General features: G+C 64.1%; 13 protein-coding genes and 1 riboswitch. Of the genes, 8 read left to right on the top strand and 5 right to left on the bottom strand.

Annotation, left to right across the window (positions count from 1 at the left end):
- Positions 1-94 precede the first annotated feature (94 nt).
- From JY451_04030 to JY451_04005, 6 genes are all read left to right on the top strand, one after another.
- Positions 95-3,439 (top strand): TonB-dependent receptor, encoded by a 3,345-nt coding sequence (locus JY451_04030; GenBank protein QZH75767.1) that lies wholly within the window; start codon positions 95-97, stop codon positions 3,437-3,439.
- A 213-nt stretch (positions 3,440-3,652) separates the two neighbouring features.
- Positions 3,653-4,585 (top strand): glycoside hydrolase family 16 protein, encoded by a 933-nt coding sequence (locus JY451_04025; protein QZH76549.1) that lies wholly within the window; start codon positions 3,653-3,655, stop codon positions 4,583-4,585.
- Positions 4,542-5,633 (top strand): LacI family DNA-binding transcriptional regulator, encoded by a 1,092-nt coding sequence (locus JY451_04020; protein QZH76548.1) that lies wholly within the window; start codon positions 4,542-4,544, stop codon positions 5,631-5,633. The genes JY451_04025 and JY451_04020 overlap by 44 nt, the downstream gene beginning before the upstream one ends.
- Before the next feature lie 73 nt (positions 5,634-5,706).
- Complete coding sequence (locus tag JY451_04015; GenBank protein ID QZH76547.1) at positions 5,707-6,837, top strand: MFS transporter; 1,131 nt, start codon at positions 5,707-5,709, stop codon at positions 6,835-6,837.
- Between the two features lie 132 nt (positions 6,838-6,969).
- Complete coding sequence (locus tag JY451_04010) at positions 6,970-9,321, top strand: glycoside hydrolase family 3 C-terminal domain-containing protein (GenBank protein QZH76546.1); 2,352 nt, start codon at positions 6,970-6,972, stop codon at positions 9,319-9,321.
- Positions 9,322-9,387: 66 nt separating this feature from the next.
- A complete protein-coding gene (locus JY451_04005) occupies positions 9,388-10,683 on the top strand; it encodes a sugar MFS transporter (protein ID QZH75766.1) in 1,296 nt (431 codons plus the stop codon).
- Positions 10,684-10,757: 74 nt separating this feature from the next.
- Here the strand turns inward: JY451_04005 and JY451_04000 are convergent, their stop codons facing one another.
- From JY451_04000 to gcvT, 5 genes are all read right to left on the bottom strand, one after another.
- Complete coding sequence (locus JY451_04000) at positions 10,758-12,365, bottom strand: pre-peptidase C-terminal domain-containing protein (protein QZH75765.1); 1,608 nt, start codon at positions 12,363-12,365, stop codon at positions 10,758-10,760.
- A gap of 67 nt (positions 12,366-12,432) precedes the next feature.
- Complete coding sequence (gcvPB, locus tag JY451_03995) at positions 12,433-14,070, bottom strand: aminomethyl-transferring glycine dehydrogenase subunit GcvPB (GenBank protein ID QZH75764.1); 1,638 nt, start codon at positions 14,068-14,070, stop codon at positions 12,433-12,435.
- Positions 14,067-15,428 (bottom strand): aminomethyl-transferring glycine dehydrogenase subunit GcvPA, encoded by a 1,362-nt coding sequence (gene gcvPA, locus JY451_03990; GenBank protein ID QZH75763.1) that lies wholly within the window; start codon positions 15,426-15,428, stop codon positions 14,067-14,069. The genes gcvPB and gcvPA overlap by 4 nt, the downstream gene beginning before the upstream one ends.
- Before the next feature lie 114 nt (positions 15,429-15,542).
- Positions 15,543-15,914, bottom strand: a complete 372-nt coding sequence (gene gcvH / locus JY451_03985; protein ID QZH75762.1) for a glycine cleavage system protein GcvH — start codon at positions 15,912-15,914, stop codon at positions 15,543-15,545.
- Positions 15,915-15,918: 4 nt separating this feature from the next.
- Complete coding sequence (gene gcvT / locus JY451_03980; GenBank protein ID QZH75761.1) at positions 15,919-17,100, bottom strand: glycine cleavage system aminomethyltransferase GcvT; 1,182 nt, start codon at positions 17,098-17,100, stop codon at positions 15,919-15,921.
- A gap of 159 nt (positions 17,101-17,259) precedes the next feature.
- A riboswitch (glycine riboswitch) is annotated at positions 17,260-17,362 on the bottom strand.
- A 159-nt stretch (positions 17,363-17,521) separates the two neighbouring features.
- On the opposite strand from gcvT, the gene JY451_03975 reads away from it, so the two are divergent.
- Together JY451_03975 and JY451_03970 are read left to right on the top strand one after the other, a co-directional pair.
- Positions 17,522-21,190: a DUF4132 domain-containing protein gene (locus JY451_03975; protein ID QZH75760.1), complete on the top strand. Its 3,669-nt coding sequence runs from the start codon at positions 17,522-17,524 to the stop codon at positions 21,188-21,190.
- The gene (locus JY451_03970; protein QZH75759.1) at positions 21,166-22,296 is read left to right on the top strand and encodes an AAA family ATPase; all 1,131 of its coding nucleotides are present in this window, start codon (positions 21,166-21,168) and stop codon (positions 22,294-22,296) included. Before JY451_03975 ends, JY451_03970 begins: the two co-directional genes overlap by 25 nt.

The following is a 22,296-nucleotide window of genomic DNA, read 5'->3' as shown; positions in this document are numbered from 1 at the left end:
GACAATTGTGAACGTTCATTTTTGCGCTTGTGAACGATCACATTTGCAGTATGACACGAGACGAATCCCGGCAAGGGATCGATTTTTTTTACCAATGTTGGCGAAGCGTAGGCCATGCATTGAAGGGGAGAAGACAGTGCGCAAATCGACTTTGAAGCCCGTTAACCGGGCCCGTACGCTTGCAACCGTATCCGGTCTGGCGCTCTGTGCCGCGCATCCGGGCATGGCGCTGGCGCAAGATGTGCCGGCCGCGCAGGAGCCTGAAGTGCAGGTCGATCCGGCAGATGAAAACGTCATCGTCGTCAGCGGCTTCCGTGCTTCGCTGCAAAATGCGCAAGACTTCAAGGAAAACGCCGACACGATTGTCGACGTGATTACCGCTGAGGACATCGGCGCGCTTCCCGATCGGTCGGTTACCGAGGCGCTACAGCGCGTCCCGGGCGTGAACATCGGTCGCTTCGAAAAGACCTCCGACCCGGATCGCTTTTCGGTTGAAGGAACCGGCGTTATCATCCGCGGCCTTCCCTTTGTCCGGTCCGAACTCAATGGGCGGGATATCTTCTCTGCCACCGGCGGACGAAGCCTCAGCTTCGAGGACGTGTCGCCCGAACTGGTCGGTCGGGTCGAAGTCTACAAGAATACCACCGCCGACATGATCGAAGGGCAGATTGCCGGTCTCGTCAATCTCGTCACCCGCAAGCCATTGGACAATCCGGGTCTGCATTTCGCCGGTTCGATCGAAGCCAATTACGGCGACCTGCGTGAAGAGTGGTCGCCGACGATCAACCTGCTCGCGTCGAACACGTTCGACACAGGCATTGGTACCTTCGGCCTGCAGCTGTCCTATTCGAATTCCCAGTTGCGTAGCCGCACCGATGCGTCGCAGGTTGCCGACCCGTGCTATCGCAATGCCGATCTCAGCGGCGGCTGCCTGCGCGTTTTCGACACGAATTCGGGCGGTTTTGGTGACACGCCAAACTTTCAGCCCTCCGAATTCCCGCCGGCGGGATCCGTAATCGTTCCGCAATATGCCGGCGTTCGCACGACGGACCTCGATCGCGACCGGGAAGCCTATTCGGCAGTCGGCCAGTTCGAAAGCAACGACGGGCGCTTCCTCCTCACGCTGGAATACCTGCGTTCGGACACCAGTTTCTTCACCGAGGAATACGCGCTGCTGGGTCGGATCGATGACGGCGTCTCGGCTCCTGATCCGCGCCCCGGCACGGATTTCCAGTTCGACGGAAATGGCCAGTTCCTCAATGGCATCCTGACCGACAACGTCGGCAATGCCTATGCCACGCCGTTCGGGCTTGGTGGCATCCCGGTCGACTCGCTGCGCTTCCTGCGGGACACGCAATCAGTGACCGAGGACTATTCGTTCGATGTCGACTTCGAGGTAACCGACCGTCTACGGTTCAATTTCGACGGCCAGATCGTCCAGTCGGAACTGACGCGCGATTCCGTATTCGGCGCGATGAGCACCTGGGCGGACATCGCGCTCGATCTGGGTGGCAGCACGCCGAATGTGGAGTTCCTTGCTCCCGTGGGCGCGCCTGCCGACTATTTCTCCAGCGGTTTCTACACCTACTACTGGTTCGGCCTCGACAGCCGTGAGCGCAATGACGGCGAAATGTACAGCCTGAGCGGTGATGTCGAATATGATGTGAGCGACGACGGGTTCATCCGCCAGGTGAGCTTTGGTGCGCGCTGGGCCGATCGTGATCGCACGACGCGGAACACCAACTTCAGCACCTGGGGCAACCTCTCCGCACCCTGGGCAGGTCGGGGTAACTGTGCCCCCTGGAACGAGGGCGCAGGTTGCCCATTTGTGCCGGGTCGCTTCTTTACCGGCTTGCCGGGACAGGAATTTGCGATTGCGGGGGGTGCCTTCACGGACGATTTCCCCAACTACACGCAACTTCGTGACCCTTTCGCTGATGGCTTCCAGCGCGGCAGCGTGGCGACACCGATCCCGAACGGGCAGGCCTGGTTCTATGGCGGCGACGACTTCCTGGCCGATTACCTGAATGGCGAGATCCAGCCGCAGTGGGATGAAATCTCCGAATTCTCGATGACGCCCGAGCGGTTCAACCTCGGCGTCGCGGGCCGCACTTACACGAATCCGGTGACTGGCGAGACGGTCAACTGCGACACCTACTGTCCTCGCGAAATCTCCAGCGTCGGCGAAATCACCAAGGCTGCCTATGCCCGCGTCGATTTTGGTGCGGACTTCGGCGACAGTTGGGAATTGAGCGGCAACATCGGCCTTCGCTATGTGGAAACTACGGTGCAGACGTCTTCGTTGATCGGCTTGCCCGAGCCGGGTCAATTCGATGACGTATCGATTGGCGGCAATGGTGACGGAATTGTCCAAGTTTCCGAAATCACGAGCCTGTGCCAGACTCCAACGCCGCCGGGCCAGCAACGTCTTTATTGCAATCTGACCGGAGCACGTCTTGCCGAATTCGCCTCACTCCACACCGGAGAGGCGATCCCGGACGACCGCGATATTGTCTTCGATCACTGGCTTCCGAATTTCAACGTTCGTCTGGACAGCGGGACCGGCTTCGTCATTCGCGGGGCGGTGTCCAAGGGTATATCCCGCCCCGACCTGCAGCTTTTCAGCGCCGGCGGCGTGCTCGGCTTCAGCGGACGGGTGGACGATGGCCCATTGCTGAGCATTTCAACCGGGAATCGGAGTCTGCTGCCGGTCGAATCGTGGAACTATGACCTTTCGCTCGAATGGTATTTCGACACGGTCGGCTCCTTGACGGGCGCACTGTTCGTGAAGGATATCGATGGGATTGTGACCACCGGTACAGGCGTAGTGAACTACACCACTCCTTCCGGCGTTTCGCAGGACGTGGTCATCACCGGTCCGGCCAACGATCTGAGCGGAACGCTGACCGGCTTCGAACTTGCCTATCAGCAGACCTACGACTTCCTGCCCGGCATCCTGTCCGGGTTGGGATCGCAGTTCACCTACACCTATATCGATGGTGGTGACTTCTCCAACCCGAACCTCTCGGCCATCGGCTCACCATCGGTCGCAACTGGCGGGACGCCGCTTAACGGAGGTCCGTTCGTCTCCGGGCAGCCGCTTGCGGGCATTTCGGAGCACACTATCAACGCGACCCTGTTCTACGAGCGTGGGCCTCTGGCGCTGCGCGCCGCGTACAACTGGCGCTCGGAGTTCCTGATCACGCCGCGCGACGACATCTTTCCGTTCTCGCCGATCTGGCAGGAATCGACGGGACAGCTCGATGCCTCGATCTTCTACGACATTACCGAGAACATCAAAGTCGGTGTGCAGGCGGTGAACCTGCTGGATGAAGTGACCGAGACATCACAGGTCATCGATTATGACGGCACGCGGATTACCCGATCGGCCTTCCGCAATGATCGTCGCTATGCCTTTATCGCCCGGTTCAACTTCTAACACAGAGGTCGGAGCTCCTCCGGACGACGAAGGGCCAATGGGCCCCGGCGCACCTCCCGCGCCGGGGCCCATTATTCCGACTGGCAAGGACCGGTAGGCAGCGCCTAAGGCTGGAGAGGAGAGGGACTTATGATCGACCGGATACGCAGCGCGGCAGGCGCAGGGCTGCTTGCCACGCTCGCCTTACTGTCAGGTTGTGGCGGGGAAGAGCGAATGGCTCCGCCCCTCGTTGTGTCGCCTCCCCCATCGCCGACACCGTCACCTACAGCGACCAGCGGAAACTGGGATCTGGTGTGGTCAGACGAATTCGAAGGCTCCTCCGTCAATACCGCCCGCTGGAATCTGATCGAGGACTGCTGGGGCGGCGGCAACAACGAGCGGCAGTGCTATACGGCCCGCCCTGACAATATCGTGGTGGAGAACGGCGTGCTGGCGCTGGTCGCCCGCGAGGAGGAATTCACCGGCGCAGCCTGGCCCGCGCAATGGGCGGCCACACAGGCAGATCCCGATGCACAGGCAACCAAACCTTTCACCTCCGGCAAGCTGACCACCCGCGGCAACGCCAGCTGGACCTACGGCCGTTTCGAAATGCGCGCGCGACTTCCCCAAGGGCAGGGCGTTTGGCCCGCCTTCTGGATGATGCCCGAGGAAGAGCGCTACGGTGGCTGGCCGCTCTCGGGCGAGATCGACATCATGGAAGCGGTCAATCTCGGCGTTGTGTGCCCCACCTGCGAGGCGGGCGGCGAAAATTCGATTCTTGGCACGCTGCATTTCGGCGATCGCCCACCGGGCAATGTCTTCCGCAACCGGGAGATTTCCTTCCCCGGCGTGCTCGACGGCGAATTCCATACCTACGGCGTAGTGTGGGAACAGGGCCGCTTCACCTGGTTTATCGATGGCGAACCGTTCGGCACCATGCAGGCAAGCGAATGGTTTACCGCGGCGAGCAGCGATCCGCAGGCACCCTTCGATCGGCCGTTCCACCTGATCCTCAATCTCGCCGTGGGTGGCAATTGGCCCGAGAGCACCTCGCTCGGCGGGGTTTCCACCGAGGGTTTCCCCAAGCGAATGGAAATCGATTGGGTGCGTGTCTGGCAATGCGATGCCGACCCCGCTACCGGACGCGGATGTACGGGAGCTAATTGACGTGGCGCGCAGGCGGCAATCGGTAACGATCAAGCACGTGGCAGCAGACGCGGGCGTCTCGCTGCAAACCGTCAGCCGCGTCATCAACAACGAAGCCAATGTCCGCCCCGAGATGAAGGAGCGGGTCCAGGCCTCGATCGACAAGCTGGGCTATGTGCCTTCCATCGCCGCGCAGCGGATGAGCGGATCGCGCAGCTACCTGATCCTAGCGCTCAACGATCGCGAACGCACGATCGAGGCGTGGAAAGCGCGTGAAGGCAACGACTGGGTCGACCAGATGCTCATGGGCGGAATGCTGAAATGCGCCGAATACGGATACCGCCTGATTTTTGAACTCGTCGATACGCATGACGACAACATCCAGCGTGAGCTCAAGGCAGCGATCGCTGCACTGCAACCCGACGGCGTGATCCTGACCCCGCCGCATTCGGACAATCCGCTGATCACCGGACTGCTGGCGAAGCAGAAGATACCTTATGCCCGCATTGGCTCGCGCGCCAACGGCGGCAATATCGCCATCACGATGGGGGACAGCCGGATGGCCAGGCTGGCGACACGCCACCTGATCGAAAAGGGCCACACCCGCATCGGCCTGATCGCCGGTCCGCGCGAATATGCAGTGAGCGAGCGGCGTAAGGCTGGCTGGCTGGCGGCGATGGAAGAGGCAGGCCTCGCCACCGATCTGTGCGAACGGGGCGATTTTTCCTACGCCAGCGGCGAGACGGCTGCGCGCAAGCTGCTCACCGCCAAGAACCGCCCCACAGCGATCATCGCCAGCAACGACCAGATGGCGATGGCTACCAACTCCGCCGCGCACGCGCTGGGAATGCGGGTTCCGGGGGACCTGTCGCTGATCAGTTTCGACAATTCGCCGGTCGTCCGCTTCGTCCAGCCCCCGTTGACGGCCATAGACCAGCCGATTGCCGAGACGGTGGGCCGCGCTGTGGAATTGCTCATCGCCGCCAATCGGGGCGAGGAACTGCCGCCGATGCCGGTGGTGATCGAAGGCAGCCTGATCGAGCGTGAATCGGTGGCCGCCCCGCGATGATGGATAACAGGTGACGGCTGGAGCGCCCCGCAGACGACAATCCACGCGCTTCCTTCTGCTTTATGCGTTGGCGATGGCGGGTGGGGCGATTGCCTATGTGCCCTTCCTGACCATCCTGCTGCCGGTGCGGGTGGAAGCCATGGCAGGCGGCGAAAGCGTCACCTGGCTTGCCTATTGCGCATTCGCAGGGGCAATAGCTGCGAGCCTTGGCAATGTCCTGTTCGGCTGGCTGTCCGATATCACCGGGCATCGGCGGGGATGGATTTTCGGCGGGATGCTGCTGAGCTCGGGACTGCTGATCACGCTGACCCGCGCCGACAACCTGCCCTTGTTGGTCGGCCTGCTGGTAGCCTGGCAATTGGCCCTCAACATGATGCTTGGGCCGTTGTCGGCCTGGGCGGGGGACGTGGTGCCAGACCGGCAGAAGGGCGTGCTCGGCGGATTGCTGGCGCTGGCTCCGGCGATGGGCGCACTGTCGGGCACGCTGGTGACGGTCCCGGGCATGGCGCAGGCGGATACGCGGATGCTGTTGGTGGCAGGGTTTGTGATCGCTTGCGTCCTGCCGCTGCTGTTGTTCGGCAAGCCCGTGAGCTTTCCCGAACTGATGATGCCGGAGCACCGCCCCGCGTTGCCGCCGGCGGAGCGTCCGAAGAGCATTGTCGCGCGCATGTGGCTGGCGCGGCTGCTGGTGCAGATCGCGGAGGCGGCGCTGTTTGCCTACCTCTACCTGTGGCTGCGTTCTATATCCGCCGAAATCGACGACAGTGATGCGGCACAGGTGTTCGGTGGAGTGCTGCTGCTGGCCGTGCCGGTGACACTGCTGGTGGGGCGTTGGGCTGACCGCGCGGACCGCCCGATACTTCCGCTGGGCATCGCGGCGGCAATATGCGCCGCCGCGCTGCTGGCAATGGCGTTGGCACCGGGCCTGTCCTTTGCGTTGGCAGGATATGCCGTGTTCGGGCTGGCGGCAGGCGTGTTCCTTGCGCTGCACACGGCGCAGACCCTGCGCGTGCTACCGCGCCCGCAGAACCGGGGGCGGGACATGGGGTTGTTCAATCTCACCAACACCGTGCCTTCGCTGATCATGCCGGGGCTGACGCTGGCGCTAGTGCCGGTGTTCGGCTTTTCCGGCCTGTTCGTCCTGCTCGCTGCATTGGCGGGTATAGCCTGCCTACTGCTGTTCACCGCACGCCTGCCAAACTGAAATAGGTTCTTGCCTTGATGGACTTGGCGTGTAGAACGCTTCTTGTGAACGTTCCCAAGAACGCGCGAATCCAAGGGTGAGAATGTGATGAAAGCGGGTGTTTCTCTCAGGGCACTGGTGGCTGCGGCGGGCATGGGCCTGGCGTTGGCCGGATGTGCTACGGTTCCGGCAACAGACAATTCCACTTCCGTCTCGTCGGCCATGCCGCAGGGCGAGGATGCCGTGTTGGCAGACCTCGTCAGCCGCATGTCGCTCGAACGCAAGATCGCCCAGCTGATCCAGCCGCAGATCAATTCCTTCACGCCCGAAGACATGGAACGGTACCGCTTCGGCAGCTATCTCAACGGGGGCAACGGTGGCCCCTACGGCGATGAGTACGCCTCGGCCGCCGAATGGCTGCGCTATGCCGACGAGATGTACGATGCTTCGGTGCAGCCGCTTCCCAATGGTGAACCGGTAATCCCGACGATGTGGGGGACCGACGCAGTTCACGGCCACACCAATGTCGTCGGCGCAACGATCTTCCCGCACAATATCGCACTGGGCGCAGCGGGCGACGCCGATCTGGTCCGACGCATCGGCCATGCCACCGCGCGCGAAATCGAAGTGACCGGGATCGACTGGAATTTCTCCCCCACCGTGGCCGTGGCGCAGGATGACCGCTGGGGCCGCACCTACGAAAGCTACTCGGAAGATCCCGATCTGGTCGCCCGCCTGGGCGCAGCGCTGGTCGAGGGCTTGCAGGGCAGGCCGGGCGACGCCGACTTCCTCGGCGATGGGCGCGTGATCGCCACGGCCAAGCACTTCTTCGGCGACGGCGGCACCGATGGCGGGGTCGACCAGGGTGAAGTCACCGGCGATATCGATGCGCTGCTGGCACTGCACGGTCGCCCCTATCCCGCCGCGATCGGCGCGGGGGTGGAAGCGGTGATGGCCAGCTTCAATTCGATCAATGGCGAAAAGATGCACGGCAACGGCGAGCTGCTGACCGGCGTGCTGCGCGGGCAGATGGGGTTTGACGGGCTGGTGGTCGGCGACTGGAACGGCCACGGGCAGGTGCGCGGCTGCACCGTGACCGATTGCCCGCAATCGCTGCTCGCCGGGCTCGATATCTACATGGTGCCCGATGACTGGCGCGCCCTGATGGAAACGCTGATCGCGCAGGTGAACGACGGGACGATTCCGATGGCGCGGGTGGACGAGGCGGTGACACGGGTGCTGCGGGTGAAGTACCGCGCGGGCCTGCTCGATGCCGATGCCGAGCGCCCTTCGGATCGTGGCGTCGGCGGCCAGTTCGCACTGCTCGGTTCGCCCGAACACCGCGCCGTGGCGCGCGAAGCCGTCGCCCGTTCGCAAGTGGTGCTGAGCAATGACGGCGTCCTGCCGCTCGCCGCCGGAGCCACTGTGCTGGTGGCAGGCAGCGCGGCGGACAATGTCGGTCAGGCTGCGGGCGGCTGGACACTGACCTGGCAGGGCGGGCGCGAGCTGGATCGCGAGCTGTTCCCCAACGCGCAATCGATCTGGGAAGGCCTGCGCGAAGCGGTTTCCGCAAACGGCGGGCGAGCTTTCCTGTCCGCAGACGGCAGCTTCACCGCGCGCCCCGATGTCGCGGTGGTGGTGTTCGGGGAGGCACCCTATGCCGAGTTCGCCGGAGACCAGCGCGATCTGGTGCTGCGCGACGAGGAGGGCCTTGAACTGCTCCGCCAGTTAGAAGCGCAGGGCATTCCCACCGTTGCGGTGTTCCTCTCGGGCCGCCCCATGTGGATGAACCGCGAGCTGAACCTGGCCAATGCCTTTGTCGCTTCGTGGCTGCCGGGCAGCGAAGGCGGCGGCGTGGCTGATGTGCTGACCGGCAGGGTGCCAGCGACCGGACGGCTTTCCTTCTCGTGGCCTTCGGATTGCAACGGCGCACCGCTGAACGGGCCGGACGGGGCACTGTTCCGCTTTGGCTATGGCCGCTCGCTGGACGATCATTCGGCGCTTCCCGCACTGAGCGAGGAATGCGCTGCATTGGCCGCGTTCGACGGCTCCGAAGTGTTCGGCTCGGGCCGACTGGCCTTGGGCGTGCTCGCCAATGCGGGTGAGGGCGCGCTGCCCAACCTGATCGGCAGCGAGGCTGGCGTTTCGGCGCGTGGGTTTGATCGCAATGCGCAGGAAGATTCGCGCGAGATCACCATGCGCTCCGGGTCCAGCCTTGGCATTGCGCAAAACATGGACAGCGGCGGCGCGTGGCGGATTACCTACGAAGTCGTCACCCGCCCCACCGCTCCGGTGAGCCTGCGGGTCGGCTCGGCCAGCACGATCGACCTGACGCCGCATTTCGCCCACGCCTTCGAAAAGGGCTTCCGCGAAATGGTTATCACCGAAGCCTGCGCGCCGGGGCTTGGCCAATCGATCACCTTCGCTACACAGGGCGAGGTGCGGTTCCGTATCGCCGAAATCCGCCGTGAGGAATTGCCGCAGGGCACTGCCTGTTCGTTTTGATGGTTATCGACTGATAGAAATTTGCGGAGCCGCTCCCAGAGGAGGCCCGCTTTCAGGGAGAATGACATGGCCCTTGCGCCCGGAGTTTCGAGCAGCACCGACCCTAGCCCCGTAACCGACGATTCACCGCCGGTAGATGCGCCGGGCCTGCAGTATTTCGTCTTCGGGCTGTTCTTTATCTTTGGCGGGATTACCTCGCTGAACGATGTCATCATTCCGAAGCTGAAAGAGCTCTTCACGCTCAGTTATACCGAGGCCATGCTGGTGCAATTCTGCTTCTTCGCCGCCTATGCCATTGTCGGGATTCCGGGCGCGAAGCTGGTGAAGAAGATCGGCTATATGCGCGGTGCGGTGGCGGGATTGGTCACCATGATGGCGGGCTGCCTGTTGTTCATCCCGGCCAGCCAGACAGCAACCTATGGCATCTTCCTGTTCGCGCTGTTCATCCTCGCCAGCGGCGTAGTGATCGTCCAGGTGGTGGCGAACCCGCTGATAAGTCTGCTTGGTCCGCCCAAAACCGCACATAGCCGCCTGACCTTTGCGCAGGCGTTCAATTCGCTGGGGACGACGATCTTCCCGCTCGTAGGGGCCGCGCTGATCCTGGGAAGCCTGGCAACGATAAGCGCAGACCAGTTGTCCGGTGCCGAGTTGCAGGCCTATCAGCAGGCCGAAAGCGAAGCGATCTGGCAGGGATATCTCGGTCTTGCGGCAATGATCGGGATCGTTGCTGCGGTCGTGTGGATGTTCCGTGACCGGCTGAGAGGCGAAAAGCACGAAGCCTCGGAAGGCCTCGCAGGTCTCGACCTGCTTAAGCGTGGCCGGTTCGGTTACGGTGCGCTGTGCATCTTCCTCTATGTCGGGGCGGAAGTCTCTATCGGTTCGATTATCATCAACTACCTTGCGGAAGAACGTGTGCTCGGCCAGCCCGAAAGCGTGATCGGCTGGATGATAGGCCTCTATTGGGGCGGCGCGATGATCGGTCGATTTATCGGTTCGGCGGTGCTGCGGGTGTTCAGCCCAGGCAAGATCCTTGCCTTCAATGCAGCGGGGGCGATCCTGCTGATCCTTGTCTCCACCAATACCGGCGGGTCGGTGGCAGCCTACTCTCTGCTTGCGGTGGGCCTGATGAATTCGATCATGTTCCCCACCATCTTCTCGTTAGCCTGCGAAAAGCTGGGGCCGCGCGCGGCAGACGGTTCGGGGATCATCAATGTTGCGATCTGTGGGGGTGCCATCGTGCCGCTGCTTTATGGAATGGTAGCCGATGCTACCGGTGGTAACCTGGCAGTGGCGATGGTGATCCCGATTGTCTGTTACGCGATTATTGCCGGGTTCGGGATTTTTGCCCGCCGCCCGGCCTGATCGACAAACAGAACCATGAAAAAAAGGGCGGGTGATCATGCAGACCGCCCGCCCTTCTCCTTGGCGCAAACCTCTCAGTTTGCGCGGGCCAGCGTGCCCCCGCTTGGCTGGGCCAGATTCATCAGGACTTGCTGGTGCGGCATCCCGTCGCCGCCGCGATCGATCACGATGTGCTGCCAGCCGGGCACCTGCATGTCGCGGAAATCCTCGGCATCGGTGGCCAGCGGCGCTTCCAGCACGGCGCGGTAGAACTGGCGGCGCATGAATTCGGAAAGCTCGCCCGCGGTCACTTCGCGGTCGCCATCGAGGTCTGCCCCGCCTTCGATCGCTTGCCGGAAGATGTGGCTGATATGGCCGCCCGCTTTCTCCCGCGTGGCGACCAGGCTGAGCGTATCCTCGTCCGAGCTGAAAATGCCCATCCGGTCCACGCGCTGGTCGATCACGTTGTCGAACCCGCCGGCAAAGCAGGCGTCGATCACCAGCAGCGTGCGGGCATCGATGTTCTCCATCATCGCCGCCAGTTCGTAATCGTAGAGCGGCGCGTCGAACAGTTCCATCGTTTCGGCACTGCCATCGTGCTCGGTGGTCATGTTCTCCACCTTCTCGCCGTGGCCCGAATAGAAGATCAGTAGCAAGTCTTCCTCGCCCATCGCATTGGTCAGGTCGGTCAGCGCGGCCTGGAAATTGGCGCGGGTGGCGCGGGAATTGAGCAAGGTCACGCTTTCGGGGGCGAGCACGCCTGCACTGCGCAGTGCGGCGGAAACGCGCTCGGCATCCTCGTCGGTGCGGTCGAGCGGGCTGATCCGTTCGTAGTCGGCGACGCCCACGGTCAGGGCGAAGACGCGCGAATTGCCCGTGGATGGTCTCACGGTGCGCACGCCTGCCTCGGCCTCTCGCACCGTCAGCCCGTAACGGCCTGCTTCTCCGGGGGAGAAGCTGCTGGCGGCAACGTGATAGGTGCCGTCGGTCGGCAGGGTGATCGAGAGCAGGCTGTCGGTATTGGCCGTGCCGTTGCGATCGTCGTTCATTTCCTGCCGTCCGTCGGGCAGGTAGACGGTGAGCAGTGTGTCGATGTCCTCCGAACCGAGATCGAAGGTCACTCGCTGTCCGGCTCGCCCTGCAAACGCGTAGTAGTCGACATATTGTCCGGTGAAGGAGGTGGGGTCGCTGGGGGTGAGCATCCCCGTTGCCGCTTCGCCGAAAGCAATCGGGCGGGCACCGCCGGGGGCCGGATTGGCCGGATCCATCGTGGCGAGGCGGTACTCGCCACTCCCCTGGCCGTTGAAGGCTGATACCACCAGTTCGTAGGAGCCGTCCGCCGGAAGCACGGCTTCGAGCATCGAGTCGAGCGTTGCCCCGCCGGGAGCATCGTCGTTCTCGGCGGAAAAGCCGTTAGGTCCGGAAATCCGCAACACAGTATCAAAGCGAGGCGAGGAGAGCGAAATTCGCACCCTTTGCCCCGCGCGACCCTGCATGACGTAGGTGTTGGTGCCGCGCGAGAGCGAGCCGTCCACGCCGTCGCCCAGCACGATCGCACCACCACCATCGCGCGGCTTGCGCTGCTTGCTCGCGTCGGTATCGGCAAGGCCCGATGGCCCGACGGCAAGATCCTGCGCTGCAACGGGCGCCAGCATAACCATCGCCCCCAGTGCAACAGCAGTGAAAAATCCGGCCTTCTTCATCGAGTCCCCCTGTCGAACATCAATTCCGTTCATCTATGCAATTGCACATCTGAACGATAGCCGAACGCTAGCTCACCACCTCGCTCCATGCCAGCCGGGGATGCCGCGCGGCGTGTGCTTCGTCCAGCCGGGCGCGCGGGGCGTGATGGGGGGCGGTCTTGAGGGTCTGGTCGCCCGCCTTCGCCCGCTCCGCCAGCGAGCGCATCGCCATGATGAAATGGTCGAGCGCGGCCTTGCTCTCGGTCTCGGTCGGCTCGATCAGCATCGCTCCGTGGACCACCAACGGGAAATACATCGTCATCGGGTGGAAGCCCTCGTCGATCAGCCCCTTGGCGAGATCGAGCGTGGTCAGGCCATCGGCAAAACCCTCGTCCCCGAACAGTGCTTCGTGCATGCACGGCCCGGTGGCCCCGAACGGCGCGTGGAGCACGTCTTCCAATTGGCGCAGCACGTAATTGGCGTTGAGCACCGCATCGCCCGATGCCTGCCGCAAGCCATCCGCGCCGTGGCTGAGGATATAGGTCAGCGCGCGGGTGAACATGCCCATCTGCCCATGGAACGCGGTCATCCGCCCGAAGCTCTGCGCGGCATCTTCGCCCGCGTTCTCTTCCTCGACCATCCGCAGCGAGCCATCGGCATTGCGCATCACGAAAGGTAGCGGGGCGAAGGGCACAAGCGCTTCGGAGAGCACCACCGGCCCTGAACCCGGCCCGCCGCCGCCGTGCGGGGTGGAGAAGGTCTTGTGCAGGTTGATGTGCATCGCGTCGATGCCAAGGTCGCCGGGGCGCACCCGGCCCATGATTGCGTTGAAATTCGCCCCGTCGCAATAGACCAGCCCGCCCGCCGCGTGGACCGCGTCCGAAATCGCCTTCATGTCGCGTTCGAACAGTCCGCAGGTGTTGGGATTGGTGATCATCACGCCTGCAACGTCCGGCCCCAGCCGCGCCTTGAGCGCCGCCAGATCGACCCGGCCTTGCGCGTCGGCGGGAATGTTCTCGACCTTGTATCCGGCGAAGGCCGCGGTGGCGGGATTGGTTCCGTGGGCGCTTTCGGGCACCAGCACCACTTCACGCGCATCGCCGCGCGCTTCGAGCGCCGCGCGAATGCAGAGGATTCCGCACAATTCGCCATGCGCGCCTGCCTTCGGGCTCATCGCCACCGCGCTCATCCCGGTGAGGGTAATGAGCCAGTGCGCCAGCTCGTCGATCACCTTCAGCGCGCCCTGCACCGTATCCACCGGCTGCAACGGATGGACATCGGCAAAGCCGGGCATCCGCGCAACCTTTTCATTCAGGCGCGGATTGTGCTTCATCGTGCAGGAACCGAGCGGGAAGAAGCCGAGATCGATCCCGTAGTTCTGCCGGCTGAGGCGGGTGTAGTGGCGCACCGTTTCCGGCTCTGACAGCCCGGGCAGGCCGAGCGGCTGGGTGCGGGCAAACTTGCCCAATTTCCCCTCCCGCTGGCGGGAGGGGTCAGGGGTGGGACTGACCACCGTCTCGATTTCAGGCCCACCCCCGGCCCCTCCCGCAAGCGGGAGGGGAGGAGTGAAGTCGACGCCGCATGTATCTTTGCCGCCGATCTCGAAGATCAGCGGCTCTTCGAGCATCAGCGCCTTGTTGCCGGTGACGGTGGGATAGTCCTGCGCGCCGTCCGAAGCCATAGGAGCGCCGGGCTTCCACCCGCTCGGGTTGACGGGCTTGTTCATGGCAGCACCTCCTCAAGCGCAGAAACGAAGGCCTGGATATCCGCTTCGCTGACAGTTTCGGTGACGGTCACGAGCAGGCCGTTCTCGCGCCCCTCGCCATCGGGGAACAGCTTGCCGAGGCCCACGCCCGCCAGCACGCCCTTGGCCGCCAGATCGCGCACTAGTTGCCGTGCATCGACCGGAACGCGCAGGGTGAATTCGTTGAAGAAGGCTTCGTTGACCACGCTGCATCCCTTCACCGCGCCCAGTCGCTCGGCGGCGAGGCAGGCGAGCCGGTGGTTCTCCGCCGCCAGTGCGGTCAGCCCCTTCTCGCCCAGCAGGGTCATGTGGATCGAGAAGGCCAGCGCGCAGAGGCCGGAATTGGTGCAGATGTTGCTCGTCGCCTTTTCGCGGCGGATATGCTGTTCGCGGGTCGAGAGCGTCAGCACGAAGCCGCGCTTGCCGTCGGCATCGACGGTTTCCCCGCACAGTCGCCCCGGCATCTGCCGCACCAGCTTGGGATCGCGGATCGCGAACAGGCCGAGGTACGGCCCGCCGAATTGCAGCCCGACGCCGATCGCTTGCCCTTCGCCGACCACGATGTCCGCCCCCAGATGGCCCGGAGCCTCCAGCGCGCCGAGCGCCACCGGCTCGGTATTCACCACGATCAGCAGCGCGCCCGCAGCGTGCGTCGCTTCGGCAATCCGCGCCAGATCGGGGATGCGGCCCATGATGTCCGGGTACTGCACCACCACGCAGGAGGTTGCTCCGTCGATCCGCGCGATCAGCGCGTCCTCACCCGCGTCGGCTTCCAGCTTCGGCAGGGTGTAGTCGACATGGCCGGGGGTGAAATGGGCCATCGTCTGCGCGACCGAAACGTAATGCGGATGCACGCCGCCGTCGATCAGCACCCGGTCCCGCCGGGTCTGCCGCGCGGCCATCACGATCGCTTCCCAGCAGGCGGTCGAGCCATCGTACATCGAGGCATTGGCAATCGCGCAGCCATAGAGCCGCGCCACCTGCGACTGGAATTCGAACAGCATCTGCAGGGTGCCCTGCGCAATTTCCGGCTGGTAGGGCGTGTAGGCGGTGAGGAATTCGCCGCGCTGGATCAGGTGATCGACCGTGGCGGGAATGTGGTGGCGATAGGCCCCCGCGCCGATGAAGAACGGCGCATCGGCCGCCGCGAGGTTCTGTTTGGACAGCGCCCGCATGTGCCGCTCCACCGCCATCTCGCTGGCGTGCAGCGGAAGGCCTTCGACCGGGCCGGTGAGGTAATGTTCGGCAGGGACATCTGCGAACAGCGCATCGATGGTCGGTGCGCCCACGGCGGCAAGCATCGCGGTGCGGTCGGTGTCAGTAAGGGGGAGGTAGCGCATCGTTTTCCTTGCTCCCCTCCCGCTGGCGGGAGGGGCTGGGGGTGGGCACGGTTACGTTTCGCTGCAGGTGGACAGGCCCACCCCTGACCCCTCCCGCCAGCGGGAGGGGAATGCCTACAGCGCCTCGCAAAACGCCTTGTAAGCGCCCGCATCCATCAGCCCATCAAGCTCGCCAGCATCGGCAATCGCCAGCTTGAAGAACCATCCGGCATCTTCGGGCGAGGAATTGACCAGTTCGGGATCGGCTTCCAGCGCCGCATTGCCTTCGGTCACCGTGCCGCCGATGGGGGCATAGACTTCGCTCGCCGCCTTCACGCTTTCGACCACGGCAGCTTCCGCGCCCTTGGCCAGTTCCGCGCCCGGCTGCGGGACTTCGACGAAGACCACGTCGCCCAACTGGCCCTGCGCATAGTCGGTGATGCCGATGGTGGCGGTATCGCCATCGACGTCGATCCATTCGTGGTCTTCAGTGAAATAGCGTGGCATCGGGTCAGGCTCCTTTGCGGATGTAACAGTGGGGGACGAAGGGGAGGGGAGTAACGCGCGCGGGCAGGCGGCGCCCACGCACTTCGATTTCGAGCGCGGTGCCGTCGCCCGCGACTGCACTGTCGACATAGGCCATCGCGATCGGATGGCCGAGCGTGGGCGAAAAGCCGCCGCTGGTGACGGTGCCGACTTTCTGATCGCCCGCGAACACCTCGGCCCCCTCGCGCGCAGGCTGGCGGCCTTCGAGCGCAAGGCCGACGCGGCGGGTAGGCGCACCATCGGTAAGCAGCTTGCTCAATCGGCCATGACCGGGGTAGCCGCCGCCCTCGCGGCGCGGCTTGCTTAGCGCGAAGGCGAGATCGGCGCTGACAGGATCGGTCTCGGTGGTCAGGTCATGCCCATAGAGCGGCAGCCCCGCCTCCAGCCGCAGCGAATCGCGGGCGCCCAGCCCGGCGGGCTTGACCCGTTCATCCGCCAGCAGCGCATCGCAAAAGGCCGATGCGCGTTCGGCCTCAATCGAAATCTCGAACCCGTCCTCGCCGGTATAGCCGGTGCGGCTGATCCACAGCGCGGTATTGCCCTGCGGCCAGTCGAACGCACCTGCTGTCATGAAACCCAGTTCCGCAACACCGGGGATCAATTGCTCCAGTGCCGAAGCAGCTTCTGGCCCCTGGAGCGCCAGCAAGGCCCACTCATCCAGATGGGTCATGGTGATTTCATCGGGCAGATGTTCGCGCAGATGGGCAATGTCGTCCCACTTCATCGCTCCGTTGACCACCATGTAGAAATCCGCTCCGCCTTCCTGTTCGTCTGGCAGGCGGGTGACGATCAGATCGTCGAGAATGCCGCCATCCTCGGTCAGAAGAAGTGAATAGCGTGCGTGGTTGGGTCGCAACGTGCTCAGCGCAGCGGGAAGGATCGCTTCGAGGGCGATGGCGCAGGCTTGCGGCTCGTCGGCAGTGAACATGAGTTGCCCCATGTGGCTGACATCGAACAGGCTGGCGGAGCTTCGCGTCCATTCATGCTCGGCGACAATGCCACCCCCAGATTCTTTGGCATACTGGATCGGCATTTCATAGCCCGCGAAGGGCACCATGCGCGCGCCATGCTGGCGATGCCAGGCGTCGAGCGGCAGCTTCTCCAGCGGGAGATCTTCGGCTTCGGAATCGTTTGCAGGTTCGCTCATCAAGGGTCCGACACGGCACGGCAGCACCCGGAATTCGGGTACCTTCACCATGCCCCCTCTGTCGGGAAACCTGAGAGATTCCGGCGCGCCGTTGGACCAGCGCGCCTTACTCCTTCGGTGGCAGGCGCATCGCGCGCCCGCGCTTTCCAGAGTGTCCGTTCCAGTCGCGCGGTCCCTTGTACCTGAGAGTTTCCGGGGCGGTTGCTCCTTCGGTGCTTTCCATGCCTGCACTTGGCCGGGAAAGCTCTCCCGCGCGGCTGCCGGTCGCTTGCGCTTCCACCAGACGGGGAGGCTTTGGGGCAATCGCGTGACGCGGTCAATTGCCATTGTTGCAACTGTTACTGGGGAAGCTGCGTGGGGCGCAATTCCACTTGATCTTTACCTTTTGCCGCTTGATTTCAGGACAGCGGAGGGTCGGGGCATGGTAGGATCGTTTTTCAGCCGTCTGGGGCAGGTTTTAGGCGGCGGGACGAGTGCGCTACCCCCCGTTGCACCGCTTTTTGCCAAGGCCCTCGGTGCGGCGACGGCTGGGCGGATTGCCAGCTATGTGGCCGACGGCAGCAGCAGTTCGGTGCTGTCCGATATCTCGGTGCAAGCAACCCAGCGCAATTGGCAGAACCGCAGCCGCACCTATCCACAGCGTGACGAGCTAGGCCTGTTCCGCGACCTGTCGCAATGGCGTGTGGACCGGATGCAGCGGCTGGGCGAAGTGCTTGCCCTGCTTGATCCGATTACCTGGGATTACGGCCATTTCGGCACCAAGGCCTCGCCCACATGGCTGCGGCACGTGGTGTCCCTGTGGCTGTCGAACGATCGCAAGGGGCAGCCGCTGCAAACCTTGCGCGATCTCGCGCGCGAGGGCGGCGTGGGTGACGAGGTGGTGATCGACGTGCTGTTTTCGCGCGATGCCGCCAGTTACCAGTCCACCACCAGCATCGATCGCTTCGCCGGGGTGAAGGACTGGCTGCACGACTATCCGGCGGAAGTCACGGCAGCTGCACGCAAGGCGGGGGCGGAGCCGCGCGCCAAGCTGGCGGGGACGATCGGGCAGATGGGGCTGCACGGCCTCTATTTCCCGCTGCTGCTCGACATGGCGACGGGTAGCGCCAAGGGACCGCGCAAGGCGGCAAATCAGGCGTTGACCGGGGCCGAACCCGCTGAACTCGAAGCGGCGCTGGAAACGCGCTTTGCCGTCGATCCACCCGCTCGTAGGGCGCTGCTGGTGGAAGCGATGGCGGGTTCCTTGGGCGATCGCGCAGCACCGCTGATCGCGCGACTGCGGGAGAGCGAAAAGAGCGGCTCCGTGCTGGCGGCGATGGACCGGGTGGCGGGAGCGGTGGCGGCGTCGGCTCCGCAGGCCGCAGCGCGCAGTCCGGGGCAACAGGACGGCAAGTCGGGCTTTATCGCGCTCGACGGCGAATGGGTCGCCGCCCCGCCGCGCGGCGACCTGCCGCCGCCGGGGAAGATCGATCCCGAAGCCCTTGCGTTGCTGCCTCCGGTGATCGAGGCCTACAATACGAAGATGCTGGAGGACCAGGCGCGCTACAAGGACTTCAAGAACCACTGGACGCGCAGCTTCAAGCCGCTCACTTCCGCCGCAATCGACAAGCTGCGCAGCCTTGCCGAGAAGGATCACATTGTCGGCTTCAGCAACCAGAACAATTTCCATTGGCTGCTCGGCTATTGGGTCCGTCACGCTAATATTGATCGCTTCTTCGATCATCCCTCGGTCGACCTGCGGCATCTGGTGCGGATGGCGATGGGGATGCATGCTCACTTGTTCGGCCATTTGCTAACCAGTTGGTCAGGCTCGGTGGCCGGGGGCATTCAGCGCCGCGTGACTCGCGGAGCGGACTTGCGGGTAATCTATGATTTGTGGCGGGAGAATGGTGGGAAAGACTTCTTCGCTGACTTCTACGGCGCCCCTCATTATCACGGCGATCATTGGGGGTGGGATCAGGATAGCTGGCCCATCTTCCTCGAACATCTTCCGCAACTTGACGAGGCGCTGGGACTGGTTCCGCAGAGCGGTCACCGCCAATTCAACGCCTATCGTGGACTGAAAGTGCTCGAACTGTTCCCCAAGGTGCCTGAACGCTATCGTTCGCGGCTGATGATCCTCGCCAACGAAACCTCGTGGCAGACCCGCGAGAAGGCGCGCGATCTGCTCAGGGGCGCGGCAGGAATTGAGGATTCGATCGCCCTGCAACTGGAAGACGGCAACCAGACCGTCCGCGCCAATGCCGCGCAGTGGCTGGTCGCGCGCGGAGCGAAGTCGCACATTCCCGCCATCCGCAAGCGGTTGAAAGCAGAAAAGAGCGACAAGGCCCGCGCGGCGATGATCACCGCGCTCGAACGGCTGGGGGACGATACCAGCGATTTCTTCGATCAGCAGGCGATGCTGAAAGAGGCCGAGGCGGGGCTGAAGAAGGCCACGCCCAAGGGGCTCGACTGGTTCCCCTTCGATGCCCTGCCCGCGCTGACCTGGGCGGATGGCAACCCGGTCGATCCCATGCTGCCGCGCTACTGGGTGGTGCTCGCCGCGCGGCTGAAGGAGCCCGGCGGCAATGCGCTGATCGATCTGTGGCTCGACCGGCTGGCTCCCGGTGATGCGCACAAACTCGGCTGGCTGGTCCTGACCGGCTGGATCACCGAGGACACCCGGATGCCGACCGAGGAGGAGGGCAACCGGTACGCGCTCGCCAATGTTGATGCGCAATTGGCGCAGCACAAGGCCTGGGCCAAGCAATGGCCGCAGCACGCGCAGTATTACACGCAGGATTACGACACGCTGTTTGCCCAGCTGAAACGGTCAAAAATGAGCGTCTATCTCGGCACCGCGACCGATTCCAAAGGCATTCTCGCGCTCGCCAGCCGGGTGAACGGCGCCGACGCCGCGCCGCGTATTCGCTCTTTCCTGAAGGACCACGGCGCCCGCACCTCGCAGGCGCGTGCCTTGCTCGATGTGCTCGCCAGCATCGGCACGCCCGCGGCCTTGCAGGTGCTGCTTTCCACCGCCGACCGCCTGAAGCAGAAGAGCGTGCAGGCCCACGCCCGCAAGCTGATCGAGGACGTGGCCGAACAGCGCGGCTGGACTCCGGGCGAACTGGCAGACCGCACCGTGCCCACCGGCGGGCTCGACGAGGACGGAGTGCTCGAACTCGATTGCGGGCTGGACCGCATGTACACCGCCAGGCTGGACGAGGAGGACAAGCTCACCCTCTTCAACGCTTCGGGCAAGGAAGTGAAGGCGCTCCCCGCCGCGCGGATCGACGACGAGAACGCCCTGATCAACGCCGCCAAGAAGGCGCTCAGCAACGCCCGCAAGGAAGTGAAGCAGGTCGTGACCGCGCAGACCGAACGGCTGCGCGAGGCGATGTGCATGGAGCGCACATGGTCGGGCGAGGACTGGCTCAACTACGTCGCCAGGCACCCGATCCTCGGGCGACTGGCGGCGCGGCTGGTGTGGCTGGGGCTGGATGCGGATGGCGTGGTGCAAGCGAGCTTCCGCCCGCTGGGGGACGGCACCTTTACCGATGCCAGCGATGGCGATGTCGATCCTGCCGGGTTCGATACCGTGAAGCTGGCCCATAGCACCCTGCTCACCACCGAAGCCATTGTCGCCTGGCAAGCCCATCTGGCTGATTACGCCGTCACCCCATTATTCGACCAGCTTGGCCGCACGCTACCCGCGATTACCGAAACAATGCGCAACCAGCGCGCGATTACCGATCGCGAAGGCTGGATGATCGAGACCTTTCGCCTGCGCGGGATCGCCACCAAGCTGGGCTACCAGCGCGGCCCGGCGGAGGATGGCGGCTGGTTCATGACCTACACCCGCACCTTGCGCGATGCGGGGCTGGTGGCGGAAATCGAATTCACCGGATCTGCGCTGCCCGAAGAGAACATTCCGGCCTCGCTGATCGCACTCAGCTTCCGGAAATTGTTGCCCAACGGGCGCAGCGGCAATCCGGTCGATCTGGGCACGGTGCCCGAAGTCCTGCTCGCCGAAAGCTGGCGCGACCTTTACGACATTGCCGACAAGGGCACCGGGTTCGACAAGGAATGGCAGAAGAAGGGCGGCCTGTGAGCGGCGATGTGAGCGAGAACGGGCAGGACCTGCGGGCGGCGGCGGAAGTCCGCTACGCCGATGAAATGGCGCGGTTGGCGGCTGACGATAACTCGCCCAAGCCCGCCGGCTGGCACCTGTCGCCGCGCGCGGTGCGGCGGTTCATCCTTGGCGACAGCAAGGCGGGAGTGAGCCGCAAGTTCTACGGCGACGATCCTCTGGTGGACCGCGCCATCGTCAGCCTGATGAGCCGTCAGGGGCTGATGCTGGTGGGCGAACCCGGCACGGCCAAGTCGATGCTCTCCGAACTGCTCGGCGCAGCGATCAGCGGCACCAGCGCGCTGGTGGTGCAGGGCAGCGCGGGGACCAACGAGGATCACCTGCGCTACGGCTGGAACTACGCGCTGCTGCTGTCCGAAGGGCCGAGCGAACGGGCGCTGGTGCCCTCACCCGTACTCAACGCGATGCGCAGCGGGCGGATTGTCCGGTTCGAGGAGATTACGCGCTGCCCGCCCGAAGTGCAGGATGCGCTGATCTCTATCCTCTCCGAAAAGTCGCTGGCGCTGCCCGAACTGGGCGCGGACCGGATCGAGAATGCCAAGCCCGGCTTCAACATCATCGCCACCGCCAACCTGCGCGACCGCGGGGTGCATGAAATGTCGAGCGCGCTCAAACGCCGGTTCAATTTCGAAACCGTTCACCCGATCGACGATCCCAAGTTCGAAAAGGAACTGGTGCTCAAGCAACTCGCCGAGCGGCTGCAGCCCGAAGCGGTGCAGGTGCGCGGGGCCGAGGACGTGGCGGAACTGCTGGTGCGCACCTTCCAGGACCTGCGCAAGGGCCGCACCGACGAAGGCGCCAGCCTCAATCGGCCCGACGCCGTGATGTCCACTGCGGAGGCGGTCAACGTGCTCCACGCCGCCGCGCTGGAAGCGGCCTATCTCGACGATGGCAAGCTGGGCGGCGGGCATGTCGCGCGGCAGTTGCAGGGGGTGGTGCTGAAAGACTCGCCCGACGATGGCAAGAAGCTGCGCGCCTATGTCGAACACATCGCGCGGGAGCGGGCGGCGCGGTCGGCCACCTGGAAGGAATTCTATACGGCGGCGCGCGCGCTCAAGCTTGGTTGA

The sequence above is a fragment of the Erythrobacter sp. genome, from assembly GCA_019739335.1.
GTDB lineage: Bacteria > Pseudomonadota > Alphaproteobacteria > Sphingomonadales > Sphingomonadaceae > Alteraurantiacibacter.
Note: the sequence above shows the minus strand (reverse complement) of the source record. Positions and strands in the feature narration are given on the sequence as shown.

Excerpts from the sequence above, each read along its gene's own strand:
- gcvPA (QZH75763.1), bottom strand. The coding sequence starts at position 15,428 with ATGCGCTACCTCCCCCTTACTGACACCGACCGCACCGCGATGCTTGCC.
- gcvH (QZH75762.1), bottom strand. The coding sequence starts at position 15,914 with ATGCCACGCTATTTCACTGAAGACCACGAATGGATCGACGTCGATGGC.
- JY451_04000 (QZH75765.1), bottom strand. The coding sequence starts at position 12,365 with ATGAAGAAGGCCGGATTTTTCACTGCTGTTGCACTGGGGGCGATGGTT.
- JY451_04025 (QZH76549.1), top strand. The coding sequence starts at position 3,653 with ATGGCTCCGCCCCTCGTTGTGTCGCCTCCCCCATCGCCGACACCGTCA.
- JY451_03970 (QZH75759.1), top strand. The coding sequence starts at position 21,166 with ATGGCAGAAGAAGGGCGGCCTGTGAGCGGCGATGTGAGCGAGAACGGG.
- gcvPB (QZH75764.1), bottom strand. The coding sequence starts at position 14,070 with ATGAACAAGCCCGTCAACCCGAGCGGGTGGAAGCCCGGCGCTCCTATG.
- JY451_04030 (QZH75767.1), top strand. The coding sequence starts at position 95 with ATGTTGGCGAAGCGTAGGCCATGCATTGAAGGGGAGAAGACAGTGCGC.
- JY451_04010 (QZH76546.1), top strand. The coding sequence starts at position 6,970 with ATGGGCCTGGCGTTGGCCGGATGTGCTACGGTTCCGGCAACAGACAAT.
- gcvT (QZH75761.1), bottom strand. The coding sequence starts at position 17,100 with ATGAGCGAACCTGCAAACGATTCCGAAGCCGAAGATCTCCCGCTGGAG.
- JY451_04015 (QZH76547.1), top strand. The coding sequence starts at position 5,707 with ATGGCGGGTGGGGCGATTGCCTATGTGCCCTTCCTGACCATCCTGCTG.
- JY451_04005 (QZH75766.1), top strand. The coding sequence starts at position 9,388 with ATGGCCCTTGCGCCCGGAGTTTCGAGCAGCACCGACCCTAGCCCCGTA.
- JY451_04020 (QZH76548.1), top strand. The coding sequence starts at position 4,542 with ATGCCGACCCCGCTACCGGACGCGGATGTACGGGAGCTAATTGACGTG.
- JY451_03975 (QZH75760.1), top strand. The coding sequence starts at position 17,522 with ATGGTAGGATCGTTTTTCAGCCGTCTGGGGCAGGTTTTAGGCGGCGGG.